Consider the following 19,725-nt stretch of genomic DNA (forward strand, 5'->3'; position numbering starts at 1 on the left):
TCAGACGGTCCACTCAGCGACGCAGCTTCAGACGGTCCAGGGCCGCGACGCCGAAAGCCGCCAGGGCGATCTGGATGAGCCACTCCACCCAGTCCACGCCGTCGGTGTCGGCCACGCCGAGGCCCGCCGCCACGGCCGTACCGATCAGCGCGGCCACGATGCCGACGACGATGGTCCACAGCACGCCGATGCGCTGCCGTCCGGAGACGACGAGCCTGCCGAGGACGCCGATGACGGCGCCGATCAGAATCGCGCTGATGAGCCCGGAAATCTCCATCACTGCCCCTTGTCCGGTTCCTGACCGGTTCCCTCACCGGTCCCTTGCAGGAGATGTGCAGGTCACTCGGGTATGGCCGCCAGGGTGAAGGAGTGCCCCATGGGGTCGGAGTAGGTCCGCGTGTCCCGCGGCCCGCTGTTGTTCTTCGTCTCCACGGGCCGCGCGCCCAGGCCGATCGCCTCGCGCTCCGCCTCGTCCATGTCGTGGCGGGCCACCATGATCCTCAGATGCGCCTGCTGCGAGTCCTCGGGACGCGGCCAGCTCGGCGGTATGTAGTCGCGCTCCCTGTGCACGGCCAGGTGGACGCCGCTGTCGTTCGTGACCTCGACGTAGTCGGGGTCCTTGCTCAACCGCACCTCGGCGCCGAGCAGTCCGGCGTAGAACTCGGCCAGTTCCTCCGGCTCCGAGCAGTCCAGTACGAGCACGGTCTTCTTGTGAACGGTCATACCGACCGGGTCCCCCGCGCCGGACCGCCCAAACGGACGTACGGTTCGCCCAGCCGTCCCAACTTGCCCTCACTTGCCGCCACTGCCGAACGAACCACTGCGCCCCCGGATCCAGCGCCTGCGCCGCTGGTCGCCACTCCGCGTGGACGAGGCGTTGCCCGCTCTCTGACCTGACGCGGCGTCAACCGCCTTGCTTCCTTTGGGACTTCATCCGGCCCACGATGCTCCGCCACCTCCCCGACGGGCCCCTCGGCAGGCAGGCGCGGCTGCTCCTCGGGCCTCGGTGGCCGCTGCTCCCTGCCGCGGACCCGGATCCCGAACCACACGGCCCACACCAGCAGGGCGGCGATGCCCAGGCCGACCAGGAACGGCGCGAGGCCGCCCCCGGGCACCCCGGCGGCCAGATGTCCCACGCTGAGATCAGTCATGGGCGGCGGGTACCCGCGTACCCGCGACGAAAGCCCGCGCGAACCCCCGAACCCCGGGCGCGGCCCGGGGCTCGGCTCACTTCATCCACTCCGCCTCGTACGCGGCATACGTGCCGTCGTGCGTGGCGAGGTGTACGAACTGGTCGACGTATGCCTTGAACTCGTCGTCGCCGCGCGGCACCGCGTAGGCCTTCTCCGAGAAGGTGAAGGGCTTGTCGGGGTGGAGGGGGCACAGCTGGGGGTGGAGTTTCGCCTGGTAGAGCGTCTCGCTCGCGTCGGTCATCATCACGTCCGCCCGGCCGTCGACGATCTCCTGGAAGATCGTGGTGTTCTCCGGGTGCAGCTTGATGGTCGCCCGCTTGATGTTGGCGCGGGTGAACTGCTCGTTCGTCCCGCCGGGATTGACGACGACCCTCGTGCCGGGCTTGTCGATGTCCGTCAGGGCGCCCGCGCCGAACCTGCCCTTGTCCGCGCAGCGCACGATGGGCGTCTTGCCGTCCTCGCGCGTCGGCTCGCTGAAGTAGACCTGGCGGGCGCGCGGCAGGGTGACGGAGACGCCGCCGACCCCGATGCCGCAGCGTCCGGCCGCCACGTCCTTGGTCAGGTTCGCCCAGGTCGTGGCCACGAACTTCGGCTTGGCTCCGAGGCTCTTGGCCAGGTCCCGCGCCATCTCCACGTCGACACCGCTGTACGTGCCCTCGGCGGGGTCGAGCTTCGTGAACGGGGCGTAGTCGCCGGTCGTGCAGACCTTCAGCACGCCCTTCTTCGGGACGGAGTCGAGGAGAGTCCCGTGGTGCCTGTCCGGGCGGTCCGCCCGTCGGGCTGCGTCGGGCGACGCGGGCGCGGCGGCGGTGACGGCCAGCAGGCAGACCAGGGCGGACAGGGCGGCGGCACGCTTCATGGGGGGGCTCCTCTGCGCTACGGACGGCGGCTGTTGAGAGGGCTGAGAGGGGCGAGGCGGACCGGGGTCAGGTCGGGCTCCTCGTTGTCGTACGCGTCCTCGTCGAAGGGGTAGAGCGGCCGCTCCACCCGATGGTGGCCGAGCCGCAGCAGATCCTGGTCGACGCCGCCCGGCGTGAGGGCCAGCAGCCAGTCGGCCGCCATGTCGTGCAGCTCGGGCTCCAGGTAGCCGATCTTCACGGCCACGATGTCGTACGTACGCGGGTCGACGCCGAGACCGCCCTCTTCGGGGCCCATGAAGTCGGCCAGGGTGTGGAACGGCTTGCGGCGTTCGACGAGGATCACGGTGAGGCCACCGCTGCGCACGGCCGCCATGTCGACGCCGCGGTCGTACGCGCCGCCCTCGGCACGGTCCTTCTGGTCGGTGGCGCGCTGCAACGCGACGACGGTGCCGGTCAGTTCGTACGGCCCGCCGTGGTTCGCGTCGACCTTGCCGCCGACGCTCAGCGTGACCTCCGCGCCGACGCCCGCCTCGAAGCAGCGGGCGACGGCGACCGGATCGGTGATGCCGGGGTGGACCGCGGTGACCTGCCCGGAGCGGATCGCCTCGTTCTCCAGGAGCTTGCCCAGCATGTACGCGAGGTCGCCCGCGCCGCCCGCCGTCGGGTTGTCGCCCGAGTCGCTGATCAGGAAGGGGCGCCGGGGCGAGGCCACCGCCCGCTGGATGCATTCCTCGGCGCTGCCCGTCGGGCCGACGAAGACGAAGTCGCGGCGGGCGTCCCAGTACCGGCGGGCGAGCTTCCCGGCCTCGGCGGCGGCGAGTTCGGCGTCGTCACCGGTGACGACGATGGCGGCCTTGCAGCGCGGCTCGTCGGCCCAGGCGTAGCCGACCCACATCGCGGCGTCGAGGATGCCGGGCAGCTTCTCGATCCCGGCGAGCGAGGCGTAGAGGGACTTGGCGGGCTCCAGGCGGGTGCTGGTCTTCTCGCCGGGCAGCAGGACGGGGACCTGGACCCAGGCGCGGTGCGGGCGCGTGCCGGCGAGGAGGCAGCGTACGAGGTTGCGGGCGGCGCGTTCGCGGGTCTCCCAGGCGTCCTCGTGCGGGGCGAGGCGGTGGGCGGTGAGCAGGTCGACCGGTTCGGCGAAGCGGCGCGAGACGTTGCCGTGCAGGTCCATGGCGGCGGAGATCATCGGACGCCCGGTGCCGTCCGGGGTGCCGTTGGAGTCGAGCGCGGCGCGGACGGCCTCCGTCAGGTCCGCCTCCGCGTCGGTGAGCCCGATGACGCTCATCGCGCCGTGGATGTCGTACACGAGGCCGTCGAGCGGACCCGCCTCCCTGATGCGGGTGACGAGTTCGTCCTTGAGGATCAGGTACGACTCCGCTTCCACCGGTCCGCCGGGCAACGACGTCGCGTGCAGCAGCGGCACCCATTCGACCGTCGCGGCGAGGTCGGAGTCGGCGCGCGTCCACGTGTACCGGTCGAGGAGGTCCTGGCCGCGGGTCCGGCGGAAGTCGTCCGTCGTGGAGCGGTGCGGGCAGAAGGTGGACGACTCGATGCCGATGCCGCCGATGCCGATGCGCAGGCGGCGGTGGTTCGCGGAGGGGGTCATGCGGGTGCGCTCTCTTCCTGGGGTGCGGGTGCCTGGGACGCCGGGGTGGCGGAGGTGGAAGGGGAGGCCGGGGAGGTCGGGAGGTGGTGGCGCAGCGCCGTCAGGCCCGCGCCGAGCAGGCCCGCGTCGACGCCCGTCACCGTGGTGGTGATCTCCAGGTCGGCCGTGGCCAGCGGCAGGCAGCGTTCGTAGAGGACGCCGCGCACGGCGGCGACCAGCGGTTCGGCGGTGGCGAGTACGCCGCCGAGGGCCACGGCCTGCGGGTTGAAGAAGTTGACGACGACGGACAGGACGGTACCGATGTGCCGTCCCGCGGTGCGGACGAGCGTGGTGGCCTGCGGGTCGCCGTCCGCGACGAGCCTCAGCAGGTCGGCGGTGTCGGCCACCTCGACGCCTTGCAGGGCGAGTTCGCGGATGAGGGCGGCACCGCTTGCGACGGTCTCCAGGCAGCCGATGTTGCCGCAGCTGCACGGGCGGTCGCCCGCCGCGTCGACGCGGACGTGGCTGATGTCGCCCGCGCTGCCGTTGGCTCCGTCGTGCGGACGGCCCGCGGAGATGATGCCGCTGCCGATGCCGCGGCCCGCCTTGACGACGACGAGGTGGTCGAGTTCGGGGCGGGCGACGCGGTGCTCGCCGACGGCCATCATCGTGGCGTCGTTGTCGACGGTGACGGGGATGCCGAGCCGCTCGGCGAGGACGTCGCGCAGCGGGTGACGGTGCCAGCCGGGCATGCGGGAGGGGCTGAGGACGCGGCCGGTCGCGGGTTGCACGGGGCCGGGGAAGGCGACGCCGAACGCACGCACGGTGCGGCCCTGCTCGCGCTGGCGGGCCACGAGTCCTCCGACCTGTGCACAGAGCCAGTCGACGGCGGACTCGGGCCCCGCGGTGATGTCGTGCGGCAGATCGACGGCGTCCGTGACGGTGCCGCCGGGGTCGACCACGCCGAGGCGCGCGTGGTGGCTGCCCAGGTCCGCGGCGACGGCGACGCCCCCCTGGGCGGCCACCCGCAGCAGCCGCGGCCTGCGGCCCCCGCGCGAGGCGCCCTCGCCCGACTCGGAGAGCAGTCCGGCGTCGACGAGTTCCTGCACCCGCAGGGAGACCGTCGAGGGGGCGAGGCCCAGCTCCCGCACGAGCTCCGTACGGGAGGAGGCGACGCCCGACGAGACCAGCCGCAGGATGTCCTGCGCCGACCCCGACTCGCCGTGTGCAGTGCCGGCCATGCCGCTCCCCCAGGGTTGGTTCGCCGCTTTGTGCGACATCTTGCTTCGACAACGGGCCGAACTCTAGGTGCCCACGAACCAAGTTGACCAGGCCTCCCCGGAGAATCCCGGCTGCGACGGAGAACTTAATCGGGCATTCCAGAACGACTCTCCCAACCCTCCCTCAGTCTTCGCCGAACGAAGCTATTGACTTGTTTTTCGACAGCGGCCTAGCGTTCGGGCGCCGCCCCGTCGTTCTCCGGCACGGGCCGGCCCCGTACCCCTTGGAGGCCCATCGCCATGCGCTCACTCAGGTCCGCGGCGGCCGCGCTGCTCGTCCTCGCGGCGGCCCTCACCGGCTGCACCCGCGAGGGCGGCCGCATCGACATGGGCCCCACCGGCGGCACACCCGTCGAGGGCGGCACGGTGACGATGGCGCTGCCCCCGGCCGCGACGCCCAACTGGATCTTCCCGATCGGTGCGCCCGGCTACGGCGCCTCGTACAACTACGGCATCAGTTCCCTGCTGTTCATGCCGGTGTACGACCCCGTGCAGGACAGGACGCGGGGCGAGTTGACCACCCACGGACCCAGCACGCTCGGCCTTGCGCCGAAGTACAGCGACGGCAACAGGACCGTGACGGTGCCGCTGCGCGAGGGCGTCAAGTGGTCCGACGGGACGCCTGTCACCGCCCGCGACCTGGAGTTCTGGTTCCACCTGGTCAAGGCCAACAAGGCGGAGTGGGGCAGCTACTCGGTCGGCACGATGCCCGACAACGTCAAGCGGTTCGAGACGCTCGACGACCACACCGTGCGGCTGCACCTGACCCGCGCGTACAACCCGGACTGGTTCACCGCCAACCAGCTCACCCTTCTGCGGGCGCTCCCCCAGCACGCCTGGGACGCGAAGAGCGACGGCGGGAGGATCGGCGACTGGGACCGCACGACCGCGGGCGCCAAGGCCGTCTTCGCCCGCCTGACCCGGCACGCCAAGAGCCTCGGCTCGTACGGCTCCGACGCGCTCTGGAAGACGGTCAACGGGCCCTGGAGGCTGGCGGGCTGGCGCGACAGCGGTCAGGTCACCATCGTGCCGAACGAGAAGTTCACCGGTCCGCGGTCGGAGCGCCCGCACCTGGACAAGGTGGTCTTCAAACCGTTCACGACCGCCGACTCCGAGTACAACGTGCTCCGTTCGGGCGGCGTCGACTACGGCTACATCCCGCCGTCGGTGATGGCTCAGAAGGAGAAGTTCGAGGGCAAGGGCTACCGCGTCGATCCGTGGGAGGGCTGGGCGGCGACGTACATCGTCTACAACTTCAACTCCGCCGGGGGCGGCCCGTTGATGAACCAGCTCTACATCCGCCAGGCGATGCAGCACCTCGTCGACCAGAGGGCGATGAGCGACGTCATCTGGCAGGGCAGCGCGACACCGACGCTCGGCCCCGTACCGGTGACCCCGAAGAGCCAGTACCTGTCCGAGAGGATGGCGAAGAACCAGTACCCGTTCTCCGTCGGCAAGGCCAAGGCCCTGCTCGCCCGGCACGGTTGGCGGACGAAGGACGGCACGGCACGTTGCGTACGCCCCGGCACCGGCCCCGACCAGTGTGGCAAGGGCATCGGCGCGAACACCCCGCTCGAACTGACCCTGCTCTCCCAGTCCGGCTCGACCGAGACGACGAACATGATGCAGGAGCTCAAGTCGTCGCTCTCCAAGGCCGGCATCGACCTGACCGTGCGCCAGCAGCCGCTCAACTCGGTGCTCGGCAACTCCGTGCCGTGCAAGGCGAAGGACCCAGGATGCGACTGGGACATGTCGTTCTTCGGGACGGCCGGCAGCTGGTACTACCCGCTCAACCCCAGCGGCGAGCAGCTCTTCTCGACGGGCGCGTCCGCCAACTTCGGCAGCTACAGCGACAAGAGGGCCGACCGCATCATCCGGAGCGTGCAGTACTCCCCCGACATGAAGTCGGTGCACGAGTACGGCGAGTACCTCGCGGAGCAGCTCCCCGTGATGTGGATGCCCAACCCGGCGTACCAGGTCTCGGTGATCCGCAACGACCTGCGCGGCGTCTCGCAGAACCCGACCGTCACCTTCGCTCCCCAGCACTGGTACTACGTCAAGAAGAAGGGGGCCGAGAAGTGACCGGCTTCACCGGCTTTCTGGTCAAGCGCCTCCTCCAGGCGATCGTCGTCCTCTTCCTGGTGTCGGTCATCGTCTTCGTCCTCCTGCACCTGCTGCCGGGCGGCCCGGCCCGCGCCATCCTCGGCCCGAAGGGCACACCGCAGCAGATCGAACACTTCAACCACCAGCAGGGCTACGACCGTTCCCTGCCGTTGCAGTACGCGATGTATCTGAAGCGGCTGCTCACGGGCGACCTCGGCGAGTCCTTCAAGCTCAACTCGCCGGTCATCGACCTCCTGACGCAGCGGCTGCCGAAGACACTGCTCCTGACGGTGCTCTCCACCGTGCTCGCGGTCGTCATCGCGGTGCCGCTCGGCCTGCTGCAGGCCGTCCGGCGCGGCAAGGCGTCGGACTACGCGCTCACGGGTCTCGCCTTCCTGCTGTACGCGACGCCGGTGTTCTTCCTCGGCCTCATCATGATCATCCTGTTCGCGCAGGTCATGCCCGTGTTCCCGGCGGAGGCGCCGCAGGGCGAGACCATCGGCGCACTGCTCGGCGACTTCACCGGGCTGATCCTTCCGGTGGTCACGATGGCGTTCGGCATCATCGCGATGTTCAGCCGCTACATGCGCTCGGCGGTACTCGACAACCTCACCGAGGACTACGTCCGCACCGCGATGGCCAAGGGCCAGTCGAGCCGCCAGATCATGGTCAGGCACGTCCTGCGCAACGCGCTGATCCCCCTCGCGACGCTCCTCGGCCTCTACCTCCCGACCCTCTTCAGCGGCGCCCTCGTCGTCGAGTCGATGTTCAACTACCCCGGCATGGGGCTGCTGTTCTGGAACGCGGCGCAGGGCTCCGACTTCCCCGTACTGCTCGGCGTGACGCTGGTCGTCGGAGTCGCCACCGTCGTCGGCTCGCTGCTCACCGACGTCCTGTACGCCGTCCTCGACCCCCGGATACGGAGCGTGGCATGAGTACCACGGTCGCCCCTGTCACCGCGCCAGGCCATGAGGACGCCGCGCGGGCCACGCCTTCGCTGGCCCACCGCACGCTCCGGGTCTTCACCGGCAACAAGCTCGCCCTGACGGGCGTGGTGGTGCTGCTCCTGCTGCTCGCCTTCAGCTATCTCGGCCCGTTCCTGTACTCGACCGAGCAGGTCCACACCGACCTCTCGCAGGCCAACCTGCCGCCCGGCACCTCCGGCCATCTCCTGGGCACCACCGATCTCGGCTACGACATGACCGGCCGCCTGATGGTCGCGGGGCGGACATCCCTGGAGATCGGTCTGGCGGCGGGCCTGCTCGCCACCCTCTTCGGCACCGTCTACGGCGCGATCGCGGGCTACTTCGGCGGCTGGGTCGACGCCACGATGATGCGGATCACGGACGCGGCGCTCGCCATCCCCGCGATGTTCCTGCTCGTCGTGGTGGCCGCGATCATCACGCCCAGCAAGGGCGTCCTCATCGTGATCATCGCGTCGGTGGCGTGGCTGTCCCCCGCCCGCCTGGTGCGCGGCGAGGCGCTGTCGCTGCGCGACCGCGAGTACGTCCAGGCCATGCGGATGATGGGCGGCGGCGGCGCACGGGCGGTCTTCAAGCACATCGTGCCGAACGCCATCGGCACCGTCATCGTCAACTGCACGTTCCAGATCGCCGACGCGATCCTCTATGTCAGCTACCTCGCGTTCCTCGGCCTGAGCATCCCGCCGCCCTCGGCCGACTGGGGCTCGATGCTGTCGGCCGGCATCACCTACACGCAGAACGGCTACTGGTGGCTGATCTTCCCGCCGGGCATCGCGATCGTGCTGGTCGTCGCCGCGTTCAACTTCATCGGCGACGGGCTGCGGGACGCGTTCGAAGTCCGGCTGCGGAAGTAACAGGAGGGACGAGAAGATGACCGAGCCCCAGCGCGCCGCCGAGCCCGCGACCGCGACCGAAACCGAGCGCGCCGCCGGGCCCGAGCCCGCGACCGAGCCCCTGCTCCGTATCGAGGACCTGCGCGTCGACATCGCCTCGCGCGAGCGCACCGTCCACGCCCTCGACGGCGTCTCCCTCTCCCTCGCCCCCGGCGAGGCCCTGGGCATCGTCGGCGAGTCCGGCTGCGGCAAGACCATGACCGCGCTCAGCGTCCTCGGCCTGCTGCCGCCGGGCGGCGCGATCACCGGCGGACGCGTCCTGTTCGACGGCCGCGACCTCGCCACGGCTTCCGCCCCCGTCCTCCAGGACATTCGCGGCAACACGATCGGCATGGTCTTCCAGGATCCGCTGACCTCCCTCAATCCGACGATGACCATCGGCGCGCAGGTCGCGGAGCCGCTGCTCCTGCACCGCCCCGGCATCGGCAGGAAGGAGGCCTGGGCCAAGGCCCAGGAAATGCTGCGCCTGGTCGGCATGCCGCAGCCGGCCGAGCGCATGAAGGCCTATCCGCATCAGCTGTCGGGCGGCATGCGCCAGCGCGTGTCGATCGCCATGGCGCTGGTCTGCGAGCCGAAGCTGCTGATCGCGGACGAGCCGACGACGGCCCTCGACGTGACGACGCAGCACCAGATCCTGGAACTCATCGACGAGCTGCGCTCCCGCCTCGGCATGGCGATGATCCTGGTTACCCACGACCTGGGCGTCATCGCCAACCGCGTGGACCGGGTCGCGGTGATGTACGCGGGCAAGGTCGCCGAACACGCGGACGTGCGGGGCCTGTTCGCCCGCCCGCGCCACCGCTACACCGAGGCCCTGTTCGCCGCGCTGCCCGAGCGCGCGGCCGACAGCGGCACCGAACTGCACACCATCCCGGGCCTGCCACCGAACCTCGCGGTCCGCCCCACCGGTTGCCGTTTCGCGCCGCGCTGCACGTTCGCCACGGACGGGTGCCGCGCCGAGGAGCCGCAGCTCGTGGACGCCGGAGCCGAGGGCACGGAGCACCGGTTCGCGTGCTTCCACCCGGTGCCGGAGGTGGTGGCCTCCGAGGACGAGGTGGTGGTGCCCGCGACCGTGCCCGCCACCGGCGCACCAGGTGACGTACTCCTGGAACTCGACTCGCTCGTCAAGGAGTTCCCCCTCAAGGGCGGCGCGTTCTCGCGCAGCCGCGGCACGGTCAGCGCGGTCGGCGGGGTGTCGCTGACCATCCGCAAGGGCGAGACGTACGGCATGGTCGGCGAGTCCGGCTGCGGCAAGACGACGCTCGGGCGGATCGTGGCGGGCCTCGACGAGCCGACCGGTGGCACGGTGCGGTTCGACGGCGCCGACCCGGCACGGATGTCGCGGGCCGAGCGGCGCGCGCACCGGCGCCGCGTGCAGCTGATGTTCCAGGACTCCACCGCCGCGATGGACCCGCGCATGCGGGTCGGCGAGATCCTGCGCGAGCCGCTCGTCATCCAGGGCGTCGGCGACCGTGCCGAACGGGAGGACCTCGTCGCCGGGCTCCTCGACGCCGTCGGCCTGCCGCGCGGCGCCGTGCACCGCTACCCGCACGAGTTCTCCGGCGGTCAGCGCCAACGGCTCGGTCTGGCAAGAGCGTTGACACTGTCGCCCGATCTCGTGGTGGCCGACGAACCGGTGTCCGCACTCGATGTGTCCGTGCAGGCGCAGATCCTCAACCTGATGCGCGAACTGCAGCGCGAGCGCGGTCTGACCTACTTGTTCATCTCGCACGACCTGGCCGTCGTACGCCATCTGGCGGACACCGTCGGCGTGATGTACCTGGGCAAGCTCGTCGAGTCGGGTCCGGCCGAGCGCGTGTACGCGCATCCGCTGCACCCCTACACGCGCGGGCTCCTCGACACGGTCAACCTGCCCGACCCGGAGGCGGCCTCCGGCGCCGCACGCACACCTCTGGAGGGCGAGACCCCCTCCGCGGCGAAGCCCCCGTCGGGCTGCCGCTTCCGGACCCGCTGCCCTCTCGCGCAGGACGTGTGCGCCACGACCGAACCGCGGGTCAGCACGCCGAACGGGGAGGGGCACGAGGTGGCCTGCCACTTCCCGTTGACCTCGCCTCAGCTAGCGTCGAGGGTGTGAGACTCGCCGAAGCCCTCGCCCAGCGCCCCGTCGTGCTCGACGGCGGCCTCTCCAACCAGTTGGAGGCCGCCGGGCACGACCTGAGCGATGCCCTGTGGTCCGCGCGGCTGCTCGCCGACGCACCGGCCGCGATCGAGGCCGCCCACCGCGCGTACTACGAGGCGGGCGCCGAGGTCGCCATCACCGCGAGCTACCAGGCGACGTACGAGGGGTTCGCGCGGCACGGCATCGACGCGGCACGAACCCGGGAACTCCTGCTCCTCGGCGTCGAGTTGGCGCGCCGCGCCGGATCGCGTCTCGGGCGCGAGGTGTGGGTGGCCGCGTCGGCGGGGCCCTACGGGGCGATGCTCGCCGACGGCGCCGAGTACCGGGGACGGTACGGCCTGTCCGTCGACGAGCTGGAGCGCTTCCACCGGCCGCGGCTGGAAACCCTCGCCGAGGCCGGACCCGACGTCCTCGCCCTGGAGACGGTGCCCGACACCGACGAGGCGCGGGCGCTGCTGAGAGCGGTCCGCGGACTCGGGGTGCCCGCCTGGCTGTCGTACAGCGTCGCGGGCGACCGCACCCGCGCGGGGCAACCGCTCCAGGAGGCCTTCGCGCTCGCCGCGGAGGTGGACGAGGTGATCGCGGTCGGCGTGAACTGCTGCGATCCCAGGGACGCGGGGCCCGCGGTGGCGCTCGCGGCGCGGGTGACCGGCAAACCCGCGGTCGTCTACCCGAACAGCGGGGAGGCCTGGGACGCCGCGACGCGGTCCTGGCGCGGTCCCGGCCGGTTCGCTGCCGGGCAGGCCGAGGAGTGGCGGGCGGCGGGGGCGCGGCTGATCGGCGGGTGCTGCCGGGTGGGTCCCGGCGCGATCGCGTCGGTGGCGGCGGAGCTCGCGCCGGGGCGGACCACCGGCCGGGCAGGTCCGGCAGCGGACGGGTGACACCCCGCTGACCTGGCAGGACGCCGTCAGCGGGGGTGACTGTCAGTGGTGGGGTGCAGACTGGCCGATACCTGAGACAACGACGTCCCGGAGGTGGTCGGCATGGCCGACATCATCCTGACCGTAGGCACCCGCAAGGGCCTTTTCATCGGACGCAGGCGGGGTGGCGCCTGGGAGTTCGACGACAGCCCGTACTTCAACGCGCAAGCCGTGTACTCCGTCGCGATCGACACCCGCGGCCCCACCCCGCGCCTGCTGGCCGGCGGTGACAGCGCGCACTGGGGGCCCTCCGTGTTCCACTCCGACGATCTCGGACGGAGCTGGACGGAGCCCGCGAAGCCCGCGGTGCAGTTCCCCAAGGACACCGGGGCGTCGCTGGAGCGGGTGTGGCAGCTGCACCCGTCGGCCGCCGAGCCCGACGTGGTGTACGCGGGCACGGAGCCCGCGGCGCTGTACCGCTCGGAGGACCGCGGCGAGTCCTTCTCGCTCGTCCGCCCCCTCTGGGAGCACCCCACCCGCTCCAAGTGGGTGCCGGGCGGCGGCGGGGAGGGCATGCACACCGTGCTCACCGACGCCCGCGACGCACGCGCGGTGACGGTCGCGGTGTCGGCGGCCGGAGTGTTCCGCACGCTGGACGGCGGCGCGAGCTGGTCCCCGGCGAACAGGGGCGTCTCGGCGGTGTTCCTGCCGGAGCCCGACCCCGAGTTCGGCCAGTGCGTGCACAAGGTCGCACGGGACTCGGCCGACCCCGACCGGCTGTACCTGCAGAACCACTGGGGTGTGTACCGAAGCGACGACGCGGGCGCGCACTGGACGGACATCGGCGCGGGCCTGCCGTCCACGTTCGGCTTCGCGGCCGTCGCGCATCCGCACCGCGGGGGCACGGCGTACGTCTTCCCGATCACCGCGGACAGCGACCGTGTCCCGGCCGACCACCGGTGCCGGGTCTACCGCACGGGTGACGCGGGCCGGAGCTGGGAGCCGTTGAGCGCCGGACTGCCCGAGGAGGACCACTACGGCACGGTGCTGCGCGACGCGATGGCGAGCGACGACTGCGATCCGGCGGGCATCTACTTCGGCAATCGCAACGGCGAGGTGTACGCGTCGGCGGACGACGGCGACAGCTGGCGGCTGCTCGCCTCGCACCTGCCGGACGTGCTCTGCGTACGGGCCGCGGCCATCGGTTGATCGACCCCGCCGTTACGGCAGTAGGGTGACGCCGTGGCACCACGACCCTTGCATGAAATCGTCGAACCGGGCTGGGCGAAGGCCCTGGAGCCGGTGGCCGAACGGATCGCCTCGATGGGGGACTTCCTGCGCGCGGAGATCGCCGCGGGACGCACCTACCTCCCCTCGGGGCAGCATGTCCTGCGCGCCTTCCAGCAGCCCTTCGACGACGTCCGCGTCCTGATCGTCGGCCAGGACCCCTACCCCACACCAGGTCACGCGGTGGGCCTGTCGTTCTCGGTCGCCCCCGAAGTGCGACCGCTGCCCGGCAGCCTCATCAACATCTACCGCGAGATGAGCAACGACCTGGGGCTGCCCCCGCCGTCGAGCGGCGACCTCACGCCCTGGACCGAGCAGGGCGTCCTGCTGCTCAACAGGGCGCTCACCACCGCCCCGCGCAAGCCCGCCGCGCATCGCGGCAAGGGCTGGGAAGAGGTCACCGAGCAGGCCATCCGGGCGCTGGCCGCGCGCGGAAAGCCGCTGGTGTCGATCCTGTGGGGGCGCGACGCCCGCAATTTGCGCCCGCTCCTCGGCCAGTTGCCCTCGGTGGAGTCCGCGCACCCGTCACCGATGTCGGCCGACCGCGGCTTCTTCGGCTCGCGCCCCTTCAGCCGGGCCAACGACCTGCTGGTCAAGCAGGGGGCGAAGCCGGTGGACTGGCGGCTGCCGTGACGCCCGGTCAGTGGGTGCTCGGCGTCGATTCGGGCGGGTCCGGCCTGCGGGCCGCGCTGCGGCACGTGCCGGACGGGTCGCAGGGACCGGAAAAGCCGCAGGGGCCGCGCGGAGCCGAACCGGTGCGCGCCGGTTCGGCCGAGCCGGTACGCACGGGGCCCCGGGGCATCGACGCCGCCCACTTCCTCGACCAGCTCCTGCCCATGGCGCGGGCCCTGCTGGAGCAGGCGGGCGGCGGACACATCACGACGGTCTGCGTCGGCGCGGCGGGCCTCGCGACCCTCGGCGACGACCTCCGCGCCGAGCTGCCCACCGCCCTCGGCCGGGCCCTTGGCGTACGGCGCACGGCGCTCGCCGCGGACGCCGTGACCGCGTACGCGGGCGCGCTCGGCGACCGCCCCGGGGTGGTCGTCGCCGCGGGCACCGGAATGATCGCGATCGGCACGGACCTGGCCGCCTGGCACCGCGCCGACGGCTGGGGCCACCTGCTCGGCGACTGCGGCGGTGGCGCCTGGATCGGCCGCGCGGGACTCGAAGCGGCGATGCGGGCGCACGACGGCAGGCGCGGCGGTTCGAGAGCACTGCTCACGCGCGCGCGGGAGAGGTTCGGCCCACTGCCGGGTCTGCCCGGCCTCCTCTACCCCCGCGCGGACCGGCCCGCGGTCCTCGCCTCCTTCGCGCCCGACGTGGCCGGCTGCGCGGCGGACGATCCGGTGGCGGACGGCATCCTGCGGGCCGCGGCCCGCCACATCGCCGAGGCCGCGGCCGCCGCCCGGCCCGGCACCGAGGAGTGCGAAGTCGCCCTCACCGGCGGCCTGTTCAACATGGGCGAGCCGTTGCTCGCGCCCCTGCGCGAAGAACTCGCGGATCAACTGCCGCGCGCGAGGCGGGTTCCCGCGGCCGGTGACCCGCTGGACGGAGCGTTGCGCATCGCGGTCGACATTGCCGTCGGCCGGCTGCGCCTGCCGCACGACGCGCGCATGCTCTCCGTCCACGGACAGGAGGACAGCCACGGACAGGATGACAGCCCTCACGGAGGGGGCGACAGCCTTCACGGACGAGGCGAGAGTTGACCTCTGCGTAATTCATCAGACAAAAACGGACTTATACCGCCCACCTGCACCCTCCCCGAACAGCGAGGGCTCGCAAGCCAGTAGCATGCGGGCGCATGAGCTCCTCCACTGGGCCCGCATCCGGCCTGCCTGTACGAATGCCGCGCCCCCGTCAGCCGGGCCGGCACCGCCGTCCGGAGCCCGTCGCGGCTCCTGAAGGCGCGCCCGCACTTGTTCTCGCCGTGCCGGGCGCCCCCAGCACCACCACGCGCGGCCTCGCCGAGGAAGTCGTGAGCATCGCCCGCTCCGAGCTGCCCGGTCTCGACGCCAGAATCGGTTACCTCGACGGTACGGAGGACGCCACCGTCACGTCCTTCCCCGAGTTTCCCTCGCTGCAGTCCGTGCTCGCGCGCGCGTCCGCGGAGCGTGCCGCCCGCGCCGAGCGGGCGCGTGTCGCCGACCCCGAGGTGGCCGAGGCCGCGCAGGCCGAGGGCCCCGTCGCCGTGGTCGTGCCGTTGCTCGCGGGCCCCGACGCCACGCTGATGCGGCGCTTCCGGCAGGCCGTCATGGACAGCGGTGCCGCCGCCGAGCTGACCGATGTGCTCGGTCCGCACCCGCTGCTCGCCGAGGCGCTGCACGTGCGCCTCTCGGAGGCCGGGCTCGCCCGCGCCGACCGCGCCCGCCTGTTCACCGTGGCGACCGCCGCGGACGGCATCGTGCTGGCCACGGTCGGCGGCGAGGAGGCCGTGCAGGCCGCCGGGATCACCGGCATGCTGCTCGCCGCGCGCCTCGCGGTGCCCGTGATGGCCGCCGCGCTCGACGAGGAGGGCGCCATCGCGGCGACCGCCGACGAGCTGCGCGGCTCCGGCTCGGCCCAGCTGGCCCTCGCGCCGTACCTGATCGGCCCCGAGCTCGACTCCGCCCTGCTCGACGCCGCCGCGAAGGAGGCGGGCTGCTCCGTCGCCGAGCCGCTCGGCCCCTACCCGGCGATCGGCAAGCTGGCGCTGGCCAAGTACACGACGGCGCTCGGCATCACGCCGCAGCAGCCTTCGGGCACGCCGGTGCACTGACACTCGGACCGTATTCGGACCGTATGACGACGGGCCCGCCCCGATGTGGGGGCGGGCCCGTCGCCGTATTCACCAGGGGATCACGTCACGTCGCCCGGCCGAAGATCACGCAGGAGGCCGCCGGCGCCTCGACGGAGCCCGTCCGCTTCGGCAGGCCCGTCTCCTGGTCGATGGTGAACCAGGTGACGTCCCCGGAGCGCTCATTGGCCGCGTACAGGTGCCGCCCGGCCGGGTCGATGGCGAGGTCGCGCGGCCAGTGGCCGCCGCACGGCACGGTGGCCGCCAGCCGTGGCGTGTCGCCCGCCTCGTCCAGGGCGATGACCGAGATGACGTCCGGCCCGCGCGTGGCGGTCCACAGGAACCGCCCGTCGGGCGCGACGACGACCTCCGAGGGGTAGGTGTCGCCGTCCGGGGCGTCCACGAGAATCGGCAGCTCACCGAGGGGCTTGAGCCCGCCGTCCACCGCGTCCCAGGAGCAGACGGTGAGGGTGGGGCTGAGCTCGTTCAGGACGTACGCGCGATCGCCGCGCGGGTGGAAGACGAGGTGCCGCGGGCCGGAACCCGGGCGCAGCGCGACCTCGCGGTGCAGGGACAGCTCGCCGTCCCGGAGCGCGCAGACCCGCACGGAGTCCGTGCCGAGGTCGACGCTGACCGCCCAGCGCCCGCTCGGGTCGGCGAGGACCTGGTGGGCGTGCGGGGCCTGCTGGCGCTGCGGGTGCGGGCCTGAGCCGGTGTGCCGCAGCTCGCTCGACGGCGCGGGCGCGAGGGTGCCGTCGGCGCGCAGCGGTACGGCCGTGACGCTGCCCGAGCGGTAGTTCGCGGTGAGTACGTGGCCGTCGTGCAGAGCGAGGTGCGTGGGCGCGGAGCCGACCGGGACGGGCGGCCCCGTGAGCACGGCCCTGCCCCCCGCGGTCCGGAACGCGGCGACGGCGCCGTCGGGCGTCTCACTGACCGCGTAGAGCGTCTCCCCGTCGGGAGAGAGCGCGAGGTAGGAGGGGTCCGCGACCGCGTCCGTGGCGCCGACGAGGGTCAGCGCGCCGGTGTCCGGATCGACATCCGCGGTGAGGACACCGTGCCCTCCGGCCGCGGTGAAACCTCCGATGTACGCCCGCCCCGATGTACGTCCCGACGCTCGCCCCGAGCCCCGTCCCGCCTGCCTGCCGACGACCACTGTCCGTCCCCTCTCGCCCGGAGCGCCGCGTCCGCGCCGCCCTTCGTGCGGCCGACGCTAGCAGCCGGTCTAGACCAGGAGGTCGACGCACGTCGGTCGGAACGTCGAGTTCGCGTACGGGCGGGGTGGCGGGATCGGGTACTGAGACGGGCCGGAGGGGCGACGCTCGGCGGCTCAGCGGCCGGTCAGCGGCGTGGAGCCCGCCCGCTGCAACGGCGTCGCGAGGTCGACAAGCGCTCTTTCCAGGCTGTGCAGGTGAGCGAGCGCGGGCTCGGCCACGGCTGCGTGCGCCAGGTCGCCGGCCGTCGGCCCCGCGCTCGCCCCTGGTGTCGTCAGGGCCTCGACCGCCGCCTCGACGCGCCAGCACGCCGCGGCGAGGCGGTCGTCGTGGGACGCCTCGGGGTCATCCGCTATGGCCGCGAGACCGCGGACCTCGCGAGCGCAGTCGTCGAGCAGAGCGAGCACCTGCAGCGCCCGTCCCTTTCGGGCTCGCAACGGGCTGAAGGGGTGCACGAGCGGGGCCAGGGAAAGCCGGACCCGGCCCAGCAGCGCCTCGAGTTCGGCGATCACCGGGGTGGGGTCGGCGGACGCCGAGCCCCCCAGCCGGGCGGCGGCCTCCGCCGTGCAGGCGTGCACGCAGCGCAGCGCGCGCTCGATCCAGGCCTCGGTCGTCGCATGGGTCGTGATGGGCAGGATGAGCAGCACCGCGAGTGCCGCGCCCAGCGCCCCCACGCCGGTCTCCGCGAGCCGCAGCCCGAGCAGGCTCGTGTCCAGTACTCCGAGGAGTCCGTAGAGGGATCCCGCGAGCACCGTCACCGAGAGCATCATCCACGAGTACGAGACAGCGGCCGTGTAGAAGATTCCGAAGACGCTGACCGCTATCAGCAAGGCACTGGGGACGGGAGCCCCGTCCAGCGGCACCACGAGGACGAGTCCCGCGGCGATGCCGAGGACGGTGCCGAGCACCCGGCGAAATCCCCGGACCAGCGTCTCGCCCCGCGAGGTGGTGTTCACGAAGACCCACCAGGTGGCCCCTACGGCCCAGTACCAGCGCTCGCCGGACAGGGCCTGCCCCATGGCGAGCGCGAAGGCGCCGCCTGCCACGGCCTGGATCGACTGCCGGGTGGTGGCTCGGGCCAGCCCCCTGCCGCCCGGCGCAGCGGGGACCACGGCGGGCGGCAGCCGGCGCTCGTAGCACCACGCCCCGAAGCGCACCGCCGAGGAGGCGACCAGGGACAGCAGGACCGCGGCCCAGAGCTGGGGCAGCTGCGCCGGTTCCGCGTGGAGGAACTGCGCGGTGAAGAAGGTCATGAACGCGAACACGCCGAGCGAGTGCCCGCGCGGCCCCCACCGCCGCGCGTACACGCCCGCCCCCATGACGGCCAGGAAGGCGATGTCCCGCGCCACGGGGTAGTCGTGCAACCCGGCGGCGAGGGCCAGCACGGGGAATCCGACGGCGGGCAGCAGCGCGGTGGTGACCGCCTGCCCCCGCACGCTCGCGTCGGAGACGGTGAACAGGGCGAGGAGGGCGGCGAGCCCTCCGGTGATCGCTGCGGCGAGCGAGTGCCCTGCGGCACCGCACACGGCCACGGCAAGCGTGATGCCGAGGACGGCACGTGCGGCGAAGCGCAGCCTCGCACGTCCCGGATCCGGCGCCACGAACACCCTCTTCAGCACGGCTTCCCCGCCCCTTTCGCTCCGACTCGTTCTGTCCACATGAAAAAGGCGCCGCGGAGATCCGCAGCGCCATCGACCAGGACATCACATCATCGAACCGCCATTGGCTCAACCGGTGCAGCCGTGACTGGGCCAATGGCTCACTCCCGGGCTGCGGACGCGAGGCATGGCTGGCCAACTGGCCAAGGGGTGGGCGGCCCACCGCTGCTCGGCAGTGACCAATACGCATTTCTCGTCCCCGGCACGTGAGATTTCATGCCACACGCAAACTTCCCCGGTCGGCCGCCGCACGTCAGCGCCCGACCGGGGAAGGTCTGATTTCGGGCCGAACTGTTTCCGGTGAGGTGTTACCGGAAGTCTCCGAAAATGAACCCACTGAGGTACTTGTGGAGCTCCTCCTTCGACAGGTCGCCGCTGCCGTCCGTGTCCAGTTGCCCGAACGTGCCCTGGATCCGTTCCTGGGGAACACCCCACGCGCGGTGGTAACGCTCGAACTCGCTCTTCGAGACCTTGCCGTCGCCGTCGGCGTCGAACAGCTTGAAGAGCTGCTCGGTGAACGGAGCCAAGGTGCGCTGGACCGCTGCCGGCTCGGCGTCGGCGTAGAAGTCGACGTACTCCTTGCGGCTGATCTTGTCGCCGGCGCTCAGGCCGATGTCGGAGAGCACGCCCTGCCACAGCCGGGTGCTCGCCTGCCGGAAGTCTTCGTGCTGCTGGGAGCCGGTAGCGAAACCGAACCGGCCGGTCAACTGCTCGGCCAGCGACTCGATGTCCTCGATGCCCAGCTCGCCACTACCGTCGAGGTCCATCAGATCGAATGCCTTGCTCACCCTGCTGCGTTGGCTCTCGGTTTGTTCGATACTCACTTTCCGTACCCACCTCTCCACCAGTTCCGGCGATCATTTCGCTGAATAGTAGACACCTCGGTAAAGAGTGTT

At 72.0% G+C, this 19,725-nt stretch carries 18 protein-coding genes; 9 read left to right on the plus strand and 9 right to left on the minus strand.

The genetic code is table 11. The annotated features are described in order from the left end of the window. Positions 1-13: 13 nt before the first annotated feature. The 6 genes from AC07DI_RS14420 to AC07DI_RS14445 all read right to left on the minus strand — a co-directional run bounded on the left by AC07DI_RS14420 (position 14) and on the right by AC07DI_RS14445 (position 4,882). Positions 14-277, minus strand: coding sequence for a GlsB/YeaQ/YmgE family stress response membrane protein (locus tag AC07DI_RS14420; protein WP_384254759.1), 264 nt, complete (start codon positions 275-277; stop codon positions 14-16). A gap of 62 nt (positions 278-339) precedes the next feature. Beyond that, positions 340-723 carry a VOC family protein gene (locus tag AC07DI_RS14425; protein WP_384254757.1) on the minus strand — a complete coding sequence of 128 codons (384 nt, stop codon included), beginning with the start codon at positions 721-723 and terminating at the stop codon, positions 340-342. After that, entirely contained in the window at positions 720-1,151 is a 432-nt protein-coding gene (locus AC07DI_RS14430) for a DUF6479 family protein (protein WP_478904648.1), read from the minus strand. The genes AC07DI_RS14425 and AC07DI_RS14430 overlap by 4 nt, the downstream gene beginning before the upstream one ends. 76 nt (positions 1,152-1,227) lie before the next feature. Continuing rightward, positions 1,228-2,052: a transporter substrate-binding domain-containing protein gene (locus tag AC07DI_RS14435; protein WP_478904649.1), complete on the minus strand. Its 825-nt coding sequence runs from the start codon at positions 2,050-2,052 to the stop codon at positions 1,228-1,230. 17 nt (positions 2,053-2,069) lie between these two features. Beyond that, on the minus strand, positions 2,070-3,662 hold the full coding sequence (locus AC07DI_RS14440) for a M81 family metallopeptidase (protein WP_478904651.1): 1,593 nt from the start codon (positions 3,660-3,662) through the stop codon (positions 2,070-2,072). Further along, positions 3,659-4,882 carry an ROK family transcriptional regulator gene (locus AC07DI_RS14445; RefSeq protein ID WP_478904652.1) on the minus strand — a complete coding sequence of 408 codons (1,224 nt, stop codon included), beginning with the start codon at positions 4,880-4,882 and terminating at the stop codon, positions 3,659-3,661. Before AC07DI_RS14445 ends, AC07DI_RS14440 begins: the two co-directional genes overlap by 4 nt. 279 nt (positions 4,883-5,161) lie before the next feature. On the opposite strand from AC07DI_RS14445, the gene AC07DI_RS14450 reads away from it, so the two are divergent. The 9 genes from AC07DI_RS14450 (at position 5,162) to AC07DI_RS14490 (ending at position 15,942) form a co-directional block, all read left to right on the plus strand. Continuing rightward, complete coding sequence (locus AC07DI_RS14450; RefSeq protein ID WP_478904653.1) at positions 5,162-7,003, plus strand: peptide ABC transporter substrate-binding protein; 1,842 nt, start codon at positions 5,162-5,164, stop codon at positions 7,001-7,003. Beyond that, positions 7,000-7,959, plus strand: coding sequence for an ABC transporter permease (locus tag AC07DI_RS14455; protein ID WP_478904654.1), 960 nt, complete (start codon positions 7,000-7,002; stop codon positions 7,957-7,959). Before AC07DI_RS14450 ends, AC07DI_RS14455 begins: the two co-directional genes overlap by 4 nt. Continuing rightward, the gene (locus AC07DI_RS14460; protein ID WP_478904655.1) at positions 7,956-8,861 is read left to right on the plus strand and encodes an ABC transporter permease; all 906 of its coding nucleotides are present in this window, start codon (positions 7,956-7,958) and stop codon (positions 8,859-8,861) included. Before AC07DI_RS14455 ends, AC07DI_RS14460 begins: the two co-directional genes overlap by 4 nt. Positions 8,862-8,877: 16 nt before the next feature. Further along, positions 8,878-10,995: an ABC transporter ATP-binding protein gene (locus AC07DI_RS14465; RefSeq protein WP_478904656.1), complete on the plus strand. Its 2,118-nt coding sequence runs from the start codon at positions 8,878-8,880 to the stop codon at positions 10,993-10,995. Then, positions 10,992-11,921 carry a homocysteine S-methyltransferase gene (gene mmuM / locus AC07DI_RS14470; protein ID WP_478904657.1) on the plus strand — a complete coding sequence of 310 codons (930 nt, stop codon included), beginning with the start codon at positions 10,992-10,994 and terminating at the stop codon, positions 11,919-11,921. Before AC07DI_RS14465 ends, mmuM begins: the two co-directional genes overlap by 4 nt. A 102-nt stretch (positions 11,922-12,023) precedes the next feature. Beyond that, positions 12,024-13,109, plus strand: a complete 1,086-nt coding sequence (locus tag AC07DI_RS14475; RefSeq protein WP_478904658.1) for a WD40/YVTN/BNR-like repeat-containing protein — start codon at positions 12,024-12,026, stop codon at positions 13,107-13,109. A gap of 33 nt (positions 13,110-13,142) precedes the next feature. After that, positions 13,143-13,820: a uracil-DNA glycosylase gene (locus AC07DI_RS14480; RefSeq protein WP_478904659.1), complete on the plus strand. Its 678-nt coding sequence runs from the start codon at positions 13,143-13,145 to the stop codon at positions 13,818-13,820. Continuing rightward, entirely contained in the window at positions 13,817-14,893 is a 1,077-nt protein-coding gene (locus tag AC07DI_RS14485; protein ID WP_478904660.1) for an N-acetylglucosamine kinase, read from the plus strand. Before AC07DI_RS14480 ends, AC07DI_RS14485 begins: the two co-directional genes overlap by 4 nt. A 95-nt stretch (positions 14,894-14,988) precedes the next feature. Continuing rightward, complete coding sequence (locus AC07DI_RS14490) at positions 14,989-15,942, plus strand: sirohydrochlorin chelatase (RefSeq protein WP_478904661.1); 954 nt, start codon at positions 14,989-14,991, stop codon at positions 15,940-15,942. An 85-nt stretch (positions 15,943-16,027) separates the two neighbouring features. Here AC07DI_RS14490 and AC07DI_RS14495 read toward each other — a convergent pair whose 3' ends face one another. The 3 genes from AC07DI_RS14495 to AC07DI_RS14505 form a co-directional block, all read right to left on the minus strand. After that, the gene (locus tag AC07DI_RS14495) at positions 16,028-17,113 is read right to left on the minus strand and encodes a lactonase family protein (protein ID WP_478904662.1); all 1,086 of its coding nucleotides are present in this window, start codon (positions 17,111-17,113) and stop codon (positions 16,028-16,030) included. A 174-nt stretch (positions 17,114-17,287) separates the two neighbouring features. Then, positions 17,288-18,790 (minus strand): FUSC family protein, encoded by a 1,503-nt coding sequence (locus tag AC07DI_RS14500; protein WP_384254724.1) that lies wholly within the window; start codon positions 18,788-18,790, stop codon positions 17,288-17,290. Between the two features lie 347 nt (positions 18,791-19,137). Then, a complete protein-coding gene (locus AC07DI_RS14505; RefSeq protein WP_478904663.1) occupies positions 19,138-19,653 on the minus strand; it encodes an EF-hand domain-containing protein in 516 nt (171 codons plus the stop codon). Between the last annotated feature and the right edge of the window lie 72 nt (positions 19,654-19,725).

Source organism: Streptomyces sp. NPDC044106, from assembly GCF_056433985.1.